Consider the following 12,323-nt stretch of genomic DNA (forward strand, 5'->3'; position numbering starts at 1 on the left):
ATGCCTGTCGCGCGGTGTTCCCTTTTGCGCCCGAAGCGCTCGTCGAAACGTTATAAGATTCAGGATATCACAATGGGCAAGGTTACTGGTTTCATGGAAATCGACCGGCAGGTGATGAAGTATCAGCCGGCCTCCGACCGCATCCGCCATTTCCGCGAGTTCACCATCCCGATGTCGGACCCAGAGGTCCAGAAGCAGGCCGCGCGCTGCATGGACTGCGGCATTCCCTATTGCCACGGCCCGACCGGCTGTCCGGTGCACAACCAGATCCCGGACTGGAACGACCTCGTCTACAACGGCAACTGGGAAGAGGCGATCCGCAACCTGCATTCGACCAACAACTTCCCGGAATTCACCGGCCGCGTCTGCCCGGCGCCCTGCGAGGAGGCCTGCACGCTGAACCTCGAGGACATGCCGGTCTCCATCAAGACCGTCGAGCAGGCGATCGCCGACAAGGCCTATGAGATGGGCTATATCGTGCCGCAGCCGGCGACGCTGAAGACCGGCAAGAAGGTCGCGGTCATCGGCTCCGGCCCGGCCGGCATGGCCGCCGCCCAGCAGCTTGCCCGCGCCGGCCACGAGGTTCACCTCTACGAGCGCGAATCCAAGGCCGGCGGCCTGTTGCGCTACGGCATTCCGGATTTCAAGATGGAGAAGAACTTCATCGACCGCCGCGTCGACCAGATGCGCGGCGAGGGCGTGACCTTCCACTACGGCGTCAATGTCGGCGTCGACAAGAAGATGGACGAGATGCTCGCCGAGCATGACGCCGTGCTCTATTGCGGCGGCTCGGAAACCCCGCGCGACGCCGGCATTCCAGGCGTCGATTTCGCCGGCGTGCACGATGCCATGCCCTATCTCGTCCAGCAGAACCGCCGCGTCGGCCGCGAGAACATCGACAGCGTCGGCTGGCCATCCGACCCGATCCTTGCCGGTGGCAAGCATGTCGTCGTCGTCGGTGGTGGCGACACGGCCTCGGACTGCGTCGGCACCGCCTTCCGCCAGGGCGCGGTGAAGGTCACCCAGCTCGACATCCGCCCGCAGCCGCCGGAAAAGGAGGACAAGCTCGCCGTCTGGCCGTTCTGGGCGACGAAGATGCGCACCTCCTCCTCGCAGGCAGAGGGCGCGGTGCGCGAATTCCAGGTCGGCACGCTCGAATTCGTCGGCGACGAGGACGGCGTCCTCACCGGCGTGAAGTGCTGCCAGGTGGACGACCGCCGCAAGCCGATCGCCGGGACGGAGTTCATCATCAAGGCCGATCTCGCCTTCATCGCCATCGGTTTCCGCGGCCCCTTCACCGATAGCGTGCTGAAGGATCTGGGTAGCCGCCTGACGATCAACACCGATAAGCGCGGCTCCTCCAACGTCGTCGCCAACGAGCGCGACTACAAGACCTCGGTGGACAAGCTCTGGACGGCGGGTGACGTGCGCCGCGGCCAGTCGCTGGTCGTCTGGGCGATCCGCGAAGGCCGACAGGCCGCCCGCGCCATCGACGAGGCCCTGATGGGCTCGACCACGCTGCCGCGCTGAGATTCATGCAAATGGCGAAAGGGCGCTCCGGGAAACCGGCGCGCTCTTTGTCGTTTTGAATGCCCCTCATCCGCCTGCCGGCACCTTCTCCCCGCCTGCGGGGAGAAGGTCGCGGCAGCGGGATGAGGGGCGATACCTGCCTCAGACGAAGAGGAAATCCGATGCCGAGAGGTCGACGAGCTTGATGTCGTCGAGGCGCAGTTCGCTCTGGCCGAAGTCGAACACCACGTCCTTGCCGCCGTCGGCCGTGCGGGCGATATCCTTGAGGTCGGCGAAGCTCGAAACACCGAGGCTCTTGGAGATTTCGATCTTGTCGAAATTGGTCTGGAAGTCTTCGATCTCGGTCCTGCCGGTCTTGAAGACGAAGGTGTCACGGCCGGCGCCGCCTTCCAGCTCGTTGTTGCCCGAACCGCCATCCAGGCGATCGTTGCCGGCACCGCCTTCGAGGTCGTCATTGCCCGAGCCGCCGAAGAGCCGGTCGTTGCCGGCGCCGCCCTCCAGGTCGTCATGGCCGGAGCCGCCCCAGATCCTGTCGTTGCCGGCATCGCCCGAAAGCTTGTCGTTGCCGCCATGGCCGGAAATCCGGTCATTGCCGTCGCCGCCGGAGATCGTGTTGGCCTTGCTGTCGCCGTTCAGCACGTCATCGCCGGAAAGGGGATCCTTCGGCTCGTCGGTATCGACGGACTTGAAGGAGAAGTGGCTTGCCTTGAGGCTCGACAGCTTGGTGTCTTCCAGCGTCAGTGTATTGCCGTTGCCGAAATCGAAGCGCACGTCCTCACCGCCGTCTACGGTCCTGGCGAGCGCCTTGAGTTCCGCAAAGCTCTTCACGCCGAGCGCGCTGTCGATGACGATCTTGTCGGCGCTCGTGGAGAAGTCGTCGATCTCGTCGCGGCCGCTGGAGAAGACGAAGGTGTCGCGGCCGGAGCCGCCGCTCAGCTCGTCATTGCCGGTGCCGCCGTGCAGCCAGTCGTTGCCGGCGCCGCCCTCCAGGTCGTCATTGCCGCCGTAGCCGAAGAGCTTGTCGTTGCCGCCCTTGCCGTAGATGTCGTCGGCCGTCGACTGGCCCTTGAGCGTGTTGGCGGAAGAGGTGCCGATGATCTTAACCATGAGAAATGTCCTTGTTCGATTGGGTCTTCAGAGGCGAAAGGTCAGCGCGGATCAGTCTTCGCGCTCGAGGCGCAGGATCTCGCCGGTATAGCCGTCGATCTTGGCTTCGCTGACCACGTTCTTCGTGTCGACGATCTTCGCCTCGAAGTGGCCGTCGTCCATCTCGATTTCGCGGATGACGTAGCCCTTGGCCGAAAGCTCGGTGGCGACCTGCTCCAGCGTCTTGCGCACGGGCGCCGCGGCGGTTTCGGCGAGGGCCGGTACGGTGAGGGCGAGGAGGCCGGCGGCGAGAAGGCCGGTCGTGATGAGGCGCATGGCGAAATCCTTTCCTGTCGTTGTGGGGGGAGGTTTCGCACAGGCTGCCTGTTGCTTGCCTGACAGGCGCTGTCAGCGATTTGTCAGCTTGATACGCGTATAGGTAGGCCCATGATCACGAAGATATTGACCCCTTTTCCGCTGGCGCTCGCCCTGTTCGTCGCCCTTTCCGTGATGCCGCCGATGGGCGCGCAGGCGGATGACGACGACGACGCGGTGGAGCACGAGGAAGCCCGCCGCGCCCTCGAACAGGGCCTCGTGCGCCCGCTCGAACAGATCATCGTGGAAGCCCGCAAGCATGTCGAGGGCGACCTGATCGAAGTGGAGCTTGAGCGCGAGAACGGGCGCTATATATATGAGCTGGAGTTCATCCAGCCGTCCGGCCAGATCATCGAGCTGCAGCTCGATGCCAAGACGATGGCGATCGTAGAGGACGACGACGACTGATGCGCCTGCTTCTCGTCGAGGACGACGCCCGCATCGCGGCCGATGTTTCCGCCGTGCTGACGGGGGCCGGCTATACCGTCGAGACCGCCTCGGACGGCAAGGATGCCTGGTTCCTCGGCGATACCGAGGATTATGATCTCATCATCCTCGATCTCGGCCTGCCGAGCATGGACGGCATGGCGCTCTTGAAGCGCTGGCGCGCCAACGGCCGGCACATGCCGGTGCTGGTGCTGACGGCCCGCGGCAGCTGGGCCGAGCGCGTCGAGGGCATCGACGCCGGCGCCGACGACTACCTGCCGAAGCCCTTCCAGTTCGAGGAGCTGCTTGCCCGCGCCCGCGCGCTCATCCGCCGGTCCGTCGGCCATGGCGCCGCGACGATCGCCATCGGCGCCGTCACCATCGACACGCGGGCCATGCGCGTCAGCGTCAACGGCGTGCCGCAGTCGCTGACGCCGCTCGAATACCGGCTCGTCAGCTATCTCGGCCATCACCGCGATCGTATCGTGCCGCCGACCGAGCTGCAGGAGCACCTTTACGGCGACGATTTCTCGCGGGATGCCAATGCGCTGGAGGCGCTCGTCGCGCGGCTGCGCAAGAAACTCGGCGCGGTTGCCATCGGCACGCGACGCGGCTTCGGCTACTATATGGGCGAGACCGCACCGTGACGCGCCGTTCGCTGCGCCTTCGCCTGGCGCTTGCCGGCGCCGCCTCCATCATCGCCGCCCTCGTGGCGGCGTTCTTCGTTCTGTCGACGCTGTTCGAGCGGCATGTGGAGCGGCGCATCGCCGCCGAGCTGATGCTGCATCTCAACCAGGTGATCGCCGGCCTTGCCGAGCAGCCGGGTGCGTCGCTTCATCTCGTCAAGCCGCCGGTCGATCCGCGCTTCGAGCGGCCGCTCTCCGGTCTCTACTGGCAGATCGAGGGCGACGGCAGCCGCCTGCGCTCCCGCTCGCTTTGGGACGATGTGCTGACCCTGCCGGACATTCCGGCCGGCGGCGTCCATACCGCGACCATCACCGGGCCGGGAGATGCGTCGCTGCTTCTCGTCGAGCGCGAGGTGGTGACCAGCGAGCGCGCCGGGGCGCGGCCGCTGCGCGTCGCCGTCGCCATCGACCGCACCGATATTTCGCGCGCGACGGATCAATTCGAGGCAGACCTTCTGCCCTACCTGCAGGCGCTCGCCGTGCTGCTGCTGGCGGCGAGCTTCGTGCAGATCTTCGTCGGCCTGCGCCCGCTGGCAACGTTGACGGAACGCCTTTCCGCCATCCGCGCCGGCAAGGCCGAACGGCTCGGCAACGATTTTCCGGACGAGGTCCTGCCGCTCACCGGCGAGGTCGATGCCCTGCTGCAATCGCGCGAAAACCAGCTGCGCAAGGCGCGTGAGCGGGCGGCGGACCTTGCCCACGGCTTCAAGACGCCGCTGCAGATCCTCTCCGGCGACGTGCTGCGCCTGCGCGAGCGGGGTGAGGAGGGGGTTGCCCGCGATATCGAGGCGATCATCCTGCGCATGCGCCGCCATGTCGACCACGAGATGGCCCGCGCCCGCCAGGCCGAGCGCGGCCACACGGCGCGCAGCGATCTCGGCCGTGTCGCCGCGCAGGTCGTCAGCGTCGTCTCGCGGACGCCGGCTGGCCGCGATCTCGACTGGCAACAGGAAATCGAAGCAGGCCTCATCCTGCGCATCGATGCGGAGGATCTTGCCGAAATCCTCGGCAGCCTTGCGGAAAACGCCGCGCGTTACGCCCGGACCACCGTCGGCATCTTCGCCCGGGCGGAAGGTGCGGCGGCGATCATCGAGGTCGTTGACGACGGGCCGGGCATTCCGGAAGGGGAGATCGAGTTCGTGCTGAAACGGGGCGGCCGGCTCGATACGACGAGCGAAGGCGCGGGATTGGGTCTGGCCATTGCCGAGAGTTTCGTCGAGGAGGCGAATGGCAGCTTCATGCTGGAAAACCGCCAGCCCGGCCTTTGCGCCCGCATCATGCTGCCGCGGATCGTGGCCTGAGCGGTTTGCCGAACGCGCCGATCCAATGGATCGTGGCGAAGACCGGTCAGGGGGTCGCGATCTTGTTCAATCGGAAGTCGTCGACGCGGCCAAGGGGGGCGTCGGCGATCTCGCCCTTTTCCACCAGCTTCTCGCGCAGGCTCTTGCCGTTGCCCTTGATGGCGGCGCCGCCGAGCAGCGCGGTGCCGCCGTCGAGTGCCGGATCGGCGAGGCTGATCGGCTGTGTCTTGGTGATTTCCGTGTCTTCCGCCGGCGCGGTCACGACGAGGTCCTTGAGGTCGCCCTGCAGGCCGGGGCCGTCGGCGGCGGCATCGCCCAGCACGCGGCGGATTTCCTTCTCCACATAGAAGGCGAGCTTGCGCTTTCCGGCCTTGGTGAAGTTGATGCCGTCGGAGCCGCGCAGGCGCACCTGCTGGCCGTTGATGTCCGAGCCGGAGATGACGAACTTGCCGTTCTCGTCGACGAACCCGTCCCAGATATCGACGAATTCGCCGCCGGCCTTCTCGACGCCGGCACGATAGATATTGTTGAGCGTCGTCATGTCGGCCGTCATGGCCGACGACTGGAAGGCGGGCATGCCGATCCACATCATCGGCTTGCCGCCGTCGCGGGCGAGCATTGCCAGGCGTTCGACGCGCGCCTCGTATTCCCTGGTCCAGGCCTCGGAGCGGAACTTTTCCTTCTCCCCGGCCACCGACATCTGCTGGCGGTCATTGGCGCCGATGCTGAGGACGACGAGGGCGGGCTTGGTTTCCGCGATCAGGCCGGGCAGGGAGGCCGGCCAGTTGTAATAATCCTCGCGCACGATGCCGGAGGAGCCGTTGGTGCGGCGCTCGACGACGATGCCGGGCGTTGCCTCGAAGGCGGCGACGAGGCCCTCGCCGAGGCTGCCGGCGATGAAGTCGCCGACGACGAGCACGACCTTGGCGTCCGGCAGTTTCTCGATCGCCGCCGGCTCCGGCTTGGTGGCCACCGTGGTCGCCTGCTTCTTCTTGCGCGTGACGGTGCGCGGCTTCTTGATCTGCGGCTCGGGTGCGACCTCCTCCTGCTTCGGCTTGCCGAAGAGCAGCTCCAGGATGGTCTTGCGCTCCTTGCGCTGCTGCGCGCCGGCGGGAAGGGCGGTCACCACGACGCTCACCCCCGCCACAAGGGTAAGGCCGAGGCGCACAATCCGCATGGTCGTCGTCGTGCTCATCGCGAGGGCTCCCGTCTTGTCCGCGACCCTGCCGGATCCCGGTGGCGGCATGATGGCAAATGCGGGGCCTAAGGGAAAGCCCGGCAGCAAAAGGGGCGCCGGAGCGCCCCCTGTTCGTCCTTGCCAGGCGGTTTAGCGGCGCAGCGCGCGCAGCAGCTGCTGGCTCGGCTCGCCATCGGCGGCAAGGCCCATGCGGTTCTGGAAGGCCTGGATGGCGGCCTTGGAACCGGAGCCGAAATTGCCGTCGACCTCGCCCTCGTAATAGCCGAGCTCCTTGAGACGGGTCTGCAGCTCGAACTTTTCCGTGATGTCGAGCGCGCCGTCCGGGCGCGGCCAGCGCTGCTTGACGCCGCTGTAGCCGGCGAGCTGGTCGGCCAGCATGCCGACGCCCATGGCGTAGGAGTCCGATGCGTTGTAGCGCTTGATGACGAAGAAGTTCTTGGTCATCAGGAAGCCGGGGCCGCCATTGGCCGGCAGCTTCAGCTCGGCGCGGTCGGCGCCGTTCTTGAAGCCGCTGCCGTTCGGGCGTGTAAAGCCGAGCTTCGCCCACTGGGCAAGCGTCTTCGTCTGGCCGGAATACTTGCTGCCGCCCTTCGGCACGACGATCTCGTAGCCCCAGGTCTTGCCCGACTGCCAGCCGTTCTTGGCAAGCAGGTTCGCCGCGGTCGCCAGCGCGTCCGGCACCGAGGTCCAGATGTCGCGATGGCCGTTGCCGTCCGCGTCGACGGCGTAGATCATGTAGCTCGTCGGGATGAACTGGGTGTGGCCCATGGCGCCGGCCCAGGATCCGGTCATCTTGCCGGCCGCGATGTCGCCGCGCTGGATGATCTTCAGCGCCGCGATCAGCTGCGTGCGTGCATATTTCGCGCGCTTCTTGTCGGCATAGGCGAGCGTTGCCAGCGCCCGCGGCACATAGTGCAGCCGGTCGTCCTTCTCCAGCACCGCGCCATAGTTCGATTCCATCGACCAGATGGCGAGCAGGATGTTGCGGTCGACGCCGAAATGCCGCTCGACGGCTGCAAGCGTGCGGGCATGTTTCGCGGCCATCTCCCGGCCGACGCGCACCGTGTAAGGGTTGACGCGCGAATCGAGATAGTCCCAGATCTTGTGCTTGAATTCCGGCTGGTAGGCGGCCTTTTCAAGGACATCCGGATCGGGTGTCTTGACGCCGGAAAACGCCTTCTGGTAGGTCGATTTGCTGATGCCGGCTTCGGATGCCGTCGCGTAGAAATCGGCGATCCACTGCTGGAAGCGGGCGTCCGCGCGGGCAGCGGTGGCCTGGGCGAACAGCCCGGCCGACAGGAGGAGAGTGAGCGCGGATCGGCGCAGAACGGTTTTCAGATTCTGTGTCATCAGCTGTCGTGTCCGTTTCTCAAATTTCGGTACGATGGCGTGGAACCACCGGCTGAACGCAAAACTTATAAAAACGAAGTCAACAAATTCTTTACCATCAAACTTTTGCCCCGTCTTCCTTCGCAAAAAAGTCTTCCTTTGCAAAAAAATAGCAATTGGCTTCTATTCCGGCACACATACGGCCCGGCCATGAGGGCGACGGGCGCAACGAGGTGAATATGTCGCAGGCACGCAAGGTTCGCAAAGCAGTCTTCCCAGTGGCCGGTCTCGGCACCCGCTTCCTTCCGGCCACAAAGGCCGTGCCGAAGGAAATGCTGACCGTCGTGGACAAGCCCGTCATCCAGTATGTGGTGGACGAGGCGCTGGACGCCGGCATCGAGCACCTGATCTTCGTGACGGGCCGGTCCAAGGCGGTCATCGAGGACTATTTCGACATCCAGGTCGAGCTGGAGCAGACGCTGCGCCAGCGCAACAAGACCGCGGAGCTGACGCTGCTCGAAAGCATCCTGCCGGTCGCCGGCTCGACGAGCTTCACCCGCCAGCAGGAGCCGCTCGGCCTCGGCCATGCCGTCTGGTGCGCCCGCGAGCTGGTCGGCAACGAACCCTTCGCGCTGCTTCTGCCCGACATGATCATGAAGGCGGAAAAGGGCTGCATGAAGGGCATGGTGGAGCTTTTCGAGCACAGCGGCGCCAACATCGTCGCCGTCGAGGAATGCGCGCCCGACCAGGCACACAAATACGGTATCGTCGGCGTCGGCGAGACGATCGGCGAGGGGTTTGCCATCACCAAAATGGTCGAGAAGCCGGCGCCCGGCACCGCGCCGTCCAACTTCTTCATCAACGGCCGCTATATCCTCCAGCCGGAAATCTTCCCGATCCTCTCCACGCAGGAGCGCGGCGCCGGCAACGAGATCCAGCTCACCGACGCCATGGTGAAACTTGCGGGCAGCCAGAAATTCGCCGCCTACCACTTCCGCGGCGAGACCTACGACTGCGGCGCCAAGGACGGCTTCATCCTCGCCAACATCGCCTTCGCGCTGGCCCGGGCGGATATCCGCCCGACCGTCGAAGGGCCGCTGAAGGAACTCGTCGCCAAGCTGAAATAAGGTTCAGCGGCGCAGGACGAGACCGATGCCGGCGCGCGTGATGCCGGTGTCGGTGCCGCGCGACGGGCGGGTCAGCTCGTAGGAGACGTCGCCGGTCAGGGCGAGCCAGCGGTTGAGGTCCCAGGTAAGGCCCGTGCCGACACGGTAGACATTCTGGTCGACGCCGCTGGAAGAGGGGAAATCCCGCCAGGTATAGGCGCCGCTCAGCCGGGCGACGAGGTTTTCGCGCAGCTCATGCGTCAGTTCGGCGGTGGTCGCGTAATCGACGTAGCCGCTTTGCCCGGCGGTGGTCGACGGTTCGATCTGCGTGCCGAGGCCGAGCCGGAGCTCCGTGCCGCGCTGCGGTGACCAGGTGACCGAACCGTCGAGCGTCAGGGCCGCGATCGATTTCAGGCGGCTGTCGTCGAAGGCGGCCCGCTTGTAGCCCATGCCGAGATCGCCGCGCAGCTTTTCGCCAAGATCGACCTCCACGCCGGCACGGCCGCCCAGCGTCGAGCTCGAGCGCTCGTAACCGAGCGAATCGCGCTTCTCGTCATAGATCGAACGGGCGATGGAGGCCTCGAGATAGGGGATCAGCGCCGGCGACAGCTCGAAGCCGATGCGTCCCGTCAAGGTGCCTTCCGTGAAGTTGCGGTCGGAAAGGCGCAGCTTCGTGCCGTTTGCGAGCTTTGCCGAGCCGTAGATCTCGCGCTCGATCTCGGCACCGATCGTGCCGCGGATCGCACCGAAATCGCGCTGGACGCGCGCGCCGGCGGTAAAGCCGTGCACGCCCGACTGGGCGCTCGCGCCGTCGACGGCGTTGGGATCGCTGGAATCCTCGCGCTCGAAACTGTAGCCGGCGGTGAGATTGGCGATCGTGTCGTCGCTGAGGTCGAGGCGCAGGTCGCTGTTGATGCGTGCCTGCGGCTCCGTCTCTCCCGTGCCGCTGATATTGCGCTGGTAGATGCCCTCGGCGTCGATGGTCAGCTGGTGACGCGACCAGTCGGATGTCAGCACGCCGCGAAAGCCGGTCTGGGAATAGGTGCGGCTCGTCGTGCCGCCGGATTTCGTGCGTTCGTGCCCCAGGCTCTGGGTGATCGAGGGCCTGAGCACGAATGTGCCGACGCGGATGCCGGTCGGCTGGTAGGGGTCGCCGAAATCGCTTCTTGCCGCTTCGGTGCTGCCTTCGCGCAGGTTCAGCCGCTCGCCTTCGCGTTCGGTGCGGCGGATGGCCGCGTTGCCGTCCACCGCCTCGGAGAGCGCCTCGGCCTGGTCGCCGGTGAGGGCGGGCCCGGTCGACGCCGTCGTTTCGGTTCCGGGCAGCGTCGCGTCGGCAGCGTACCCGGTGTTGCGGACGAGAGGGTCGAGCGGCTCCTGGAATGTCGGCGTCTCGTTCGTCGTCCGCTGCTGGGCGAGGGCGGGTGCGGCGGCAAGCACCGTGCCGGCAAGCAGAAGATTGGCCAGATGCCATGACAGGCGGGGCAGCCTTGCCCCGCGATCCCTTGCCTTTTCTTCTGCCATGACTGCGGCCCGCGAACCTTTCGATTTCCTAAGCGAACGTAAACCGTTGTGGTTAACGCTTGGTTGCCGGCCGCAAAGTCACTCGCCGTAACAATCTGCGTTCTTTCGTGCATGGACAGAGGAATGCAAAAGCGCTAACGAGGCGCATGATCAAAAGACAGGCAAAAGTTGACAGTGCCGGCGCCATCGCCTCGGCGATCCGCACCGTTGAAACGGAAATGGCCGGCCTTACCGCCCTCTCCGCGGCGCTCGAGGGACGGCTCTTCGACGCGTTTTGCGAGGCTGTCCGCCTTATCGGCGATATCAGCGGCCGCGTCATCGTGACCGGCATCGGCAAGTCGGGGCATATCGGTGCGAAGATCGCCGCGACCTTCGCCTCCACCGGCACCCCGTCCTTCTTCGTGCACCCCGTGGAGGCCAATCACGGCGACCTCGGCATGATCGGCCGTGACGACGTGATCCTTGCCATGTCCTGGAGCGGCGAAAGCGCCGAACTGCAGGGCATCATCAACTATTCCCGCCGCTTCTCCATTCCGCTGATCGCCATCACCTCCGGCGAGCGCTCGGCCCTTGCCCGCGAGGCGGATACCGTGCTGCTGCTGCCGAAGGAGCAGGAAGCCTGCCCGCATGGCCTTGCGCCCACCACCTCCACGCTGATGCAGCTTGCCCTCGGCGATGCGCTCGCGGTTGCGCTGCTGGAAGCGCGCGGTTTCACCGCCACCGACTTCAAGACCTTCCATCCCGGCGGCAAGCTGGGTGCCAGCCTTTCGCATGTCGGCGATATCATGCACAGCGGCGAGAACATGCCGCTCGTCGCGCTCGGCACGTCGATGCCGGATGCCGTCCTGCTCTTGTCGCAAAAGCGCTATGGCTGTGTCGGCGTCGTCAATGACGAAGGAATTCTCGTCGGCATCGTCACGGACGGCGACATCGCGCGCAACCTGTCGCGCAACCTTGCCGAACTCACCGTCGACGAAATCATGACGCGGGCGCCCAAGACGGTGAAGCCGACGACGCTGGCGACCGCCGCGCTCGGCCTGCTCAATCAGTACAACATTTCCGCGCTGATTGTCACCGACGAGACCTTCCGCCCCGTCGGCGTCGTGCATTTCCACGATCTGCTGCGCATCGGCGTGGCCTGATCCGCGCATTCCACGGCTCATGGCAAAACCCCGCATTTCTTCGAGATGCGGGGTTTTGATTCATAGCATTTCCGCTTTTCCTCGAATCGCGAGAACGCTCTCACTTTTTATTTTAACGCAATTCCGGATGCAAAACCGCTTCGCACTTTTGCTGGAACTGCTTTAGACGGCCTCGACGATCAGATCGCGGCCGTTGCTGGCCGTGACGCGCACACGCGCGCCGACCGGCAGGTCCGGTCCCTGCACGCTCCACATCGTATCATCGAGGCGGATGCGGCCGCGGCCCTCGCTGATCGGCTGCTCCAGCGTCGCGGTACGGCCGACGAGGCTCTGGCCGCGCTGGTTGAGATGCGGCTGGTCGGAGGCCGGGCCACGCGCGCTGACGATGCGGCGACCGATCACCACGGCGACCAGGGAAAGCACCGCGAAGAGCAGCCATTGCACATGCCAGGTCCAGAATGCCGATTCCCACAGCAGCAGCGAGAGGGCGCCGGTGACGATCGCCGCGATGCCGATCCAGACGAGGAAGACGCCGGGCATCAGCACCTCGAGGATGAGGAGCACGATGCCGAGCACCCACCAGGCCCAGGGGCCGAGTTCCGTGACGATGCGCTGGATCATGC

Annotated in this window: 12 protein-coding genes; 6 read left to right on the forward strand and 6 right to left on the reverse strand. The window is 65.6% G+C overall.

What is annotated here, in order from left to right; all coding sequences use genetic code 11:
* Positions 1-72: 72 nt before the first annotated feature.
* Positions 73-1,530: a glutamate synthase subunit beta gene (locus tag MUU56_RS15940; protein ID WP_244768278.1), complete on the forward strand. Its 1,458-nt coding sequence runs from the start codon at positions 73-75 to the stop codon at positions 1,528-1,530.
* 141 nt (positions 1,531-1,671) lie between these two features.
* Here MUU56_RS15940 and MUU56_RS15945 read toward each other — a convergent pair whose 3' ends face one another.
* Positions 1,672-2,637: a calcium-binding protein gene (locus tag MUU56_RS15945; RefSeq protein ID WP_244768279.1), complete on the reverse strand. Its 966-nt coding sequence runs from the start codon at positions 2,635-2,637 to the stop codon at positions 1,672-1,674.
* Between the two features lie 51 nt (positions 2,638-2,688).
* Complete coding sequence (locus tag MUU56_RS15950) at positions 2,689-2,952, reverse strand: PepSY domain-containing protein (RefSeq protein ID WP_244768280.1); 264 nt, start codon at positions 2,950-2,952, stop codon at positions 2,689-2,691.
* A gap of 111 nt (positions 2,953-3,063) precedes the next feature.
* Here MUU56_RS15950 and MUU56_RS15955 point away from each other — a divergent pair, with 111 nt between their 5' ends.
* The 3 genes from MUU56_RS15955 to MUU56_RS15965 are packed head-to-tail and all read left to right on the forward strand — an operon-like array spanning position 3,064 to position 5,404.
* Positions 3,064-3,399, forward strand: a complete 336-nt coding sequence (locus tag MUU56_RS15955) for a PepSY domain-containing protein (protein WP_244768281.1) — start codon at positions 3,064-3,066, stop codon at positions 3,397-3,399.
* Complete coding sequence (locus tag MUU56_RS15960; RefSeq protein ID WP_244768282.1) at positions 3,399-4,064, forward strand: response regulator transcription factor; 666 nt, start codon at positions 3,399-3,401, stop codon at positions 4,062-4,064. The genes MUU56_RS15955 and MUU56_RS15960 overlap by 1 nt, the downstream gene beginning before the upstream one ends.
* Positions 4,061-5,404, forward strand: a complete 1,344-nt coding sequence (locus MUU56_RS15965) for a sensor histidine kinase (protein WP_244768283.1) — start codon at positions 4,061-4,063, stop codon at positions 5,402-5,404. The genes MUU56_RS15960 and MUU56_RS15965 overlap by 4 nt, the downstream gene beginning before the upstream one ends.
* A 46-nt stretch (positions 5,405-5,450) precedes the next feature.
* Here the strand turns inward: MUU56_RS15965 and MUU56_RS15970 are convergent, their stop codons facing one another.
* Positions 5,451-6,599, reverse strand: a complete 1,149-nt coding sequence (locus tag MUU56_RS15970) for an SGNH/GDSL hydrolase family protein (protein WP_244768284.1) — start codon at positions 6,597-6,599, stop codon at positions 5,451-5,453.
* Positions 6,600-6,731: 132 nt separating this feature from the next.
* Positions 6,732-7,952, reverse strand: a complete 1,221-nt coding sequence (locus MUU56_RS15975; RefSeq protein ID WP_244768285.1) for a lytic murein transglycosylase — start codon at positions 7,950-7,952, stop codon at positions 6,732-6,734.
* A gap of 218 nt (positions 7,953-8,170) precedes the next feature.
* Here MUU56_RS15975 and galU point away from each other — a divergent pair, with 218 nt between their 5' ends.
* The gene (gene galU, locus MUU56_RS15980; RefSeq protein ID WP_244768286.1) at positions 8,171-9,058 is read left to right on the forward strand and encodes a UTP--glucose-1-phosphate uridylyltransferase GalU; all 888 of its coding nucleotides are present in this window, start codon (positions 8,171-8,173) and stop codon (positions 9,056-9,058) included.
* A 3-nt stretch (positions 9,059-9,061) separates the two neighbouring features.
* On the opposite strand, the gene MUU56_RS15985 is transcribed toward galU, so the two are convergent.
* Positions 9,062-10,558 carry an outer membrane beta-barrel protein gene (locus tag MUU56_RS15985; RefSeq protein WP_244768287.1) on the reverse strand — a complete coding sequence of 499 codons (1,497 nt, stop codon included), beginning with the start codon at positions 10,556-10,558 and terminating at the stop codon, positions 9,062-9,064.
* A 146-nt stretch (positions 10,559-10,704) separates the two neighbouring features.
* Between MUU56_RS15985 and MUU56_RS15990 the strand changes: the two genes are divergently transcribed.
* Positions 10,705-11,700, forward strand: a complete 996-nt coding sequence (locus MUU56_RS15990; RefSeq protein ID WP_244768288.1) for a KpsF/GutQ family sugar-phosphate isomerase — start codon at positions 10,705-10,707, stop codon at positions 11,698-11,700.
* A 162-nt stretch (positions 11,701-11,862) separates the two neighbouring features.
* On the opposite strand, the gene MUU56_RS15995 is transcribed toward MUU56_RS15990, so the two are convergent.
* A complete protein-coding gene (locus tag MUU56_RS15995) occupies positions 11,863-12,321 on the reverse strand; it encodes an NfeD family protein (protein WP_244768289.1) in 459 nt (152 codons plus the stop codon).
* Positions 12,322-12,323: the final 2 nt, after the last annotated feature.

Source organism: Shinella yambaruensis, assembly GCF_022899355.1.
In the GTDB taxonomy this organism is placed as follows: domain Bacteria; phylum Pseudomonadota; class Alphaproteobacteria; order Rhizobiales; family Rhizobiaceae; genus Shinella; species Shinella yambaruensis.

Coding starts and splice junctions, on each gene's coding strand:
- MUU56_RS15990 (WP_244768288.1), top strand. CDS start 10,705: ATGATCAAAAGACAGGCAAAAGTTGACAGTGCCGGCGCCATCGCCTCG.
- MUU56_RS15995 (WP_244768289.1), bottom strand. CDS start 12,321: ATGATCCAGCGCATCGTCACGGAACTCGGCCCCTGGGCCTGGTGGGTG.
- MUU56_RS15955 (WP_244768281.1), top strand. CDS start 3,064: ATGATCACGAAGATATTGACCCCTTTTCCGCTGGCGCTCGCCCTGTTC.
- MUU56_RS15960 (WP_244768282.1), top strand. CDS start 3,399: ATGCGCCTGCTTCTCGTCGAGGACGACGCCCGCATCGCGGCCGATGTT.
- MUU56_RS15950 (WP_244768280.1), bottom strand. CDS start 2,952: ATGCGCCTCATCACGACCGGCCTTCTCGCCGCCGGCCTCCTCGCCCTC.
- galU (WP_244768286.1), top strand. CDS start 8,171: ATGTCGCAGGCACGCAAGGTTCGCAAAGCAGTCTTCCCAGTGGCCGGT.
- MUU56_RS15940 (WP_244768278.1), top strand. CDS start 73: ATGGGCAAGGTTACTGGTTTCATGGAAATCGACCGGCAGGTGATGAAG.
- MUU56_RS15975 (WP_244768285.1), bottom strand. CDS start 7,952: ATGACACAGAATCTGAAAACCGTTCTGCGCCGATCCGCGCTCACTCTC.
- MUU56_RS15945 (WP_244768279.1), bottom strand. CDS start 2,637: ATGGTTAAGATCATCGGCACCTCTTCCGCCAACACGCTCAAGGGCCAG.
- MUU56_RS15985 (WP_244768287.1), bottom strand. CDS start 10,558: ATGGCAGAAGAAAAGGCAAGGGATCGCGGGGCAAGGCTGCCCCGCCTG.
- MUU56_RS15970 (WP_244768284.1), bottom strand. CDS start 6,599: ATGAGCACGACGACGACCATGCGGATTGTGCGCCTCGGCCTTACCCTT.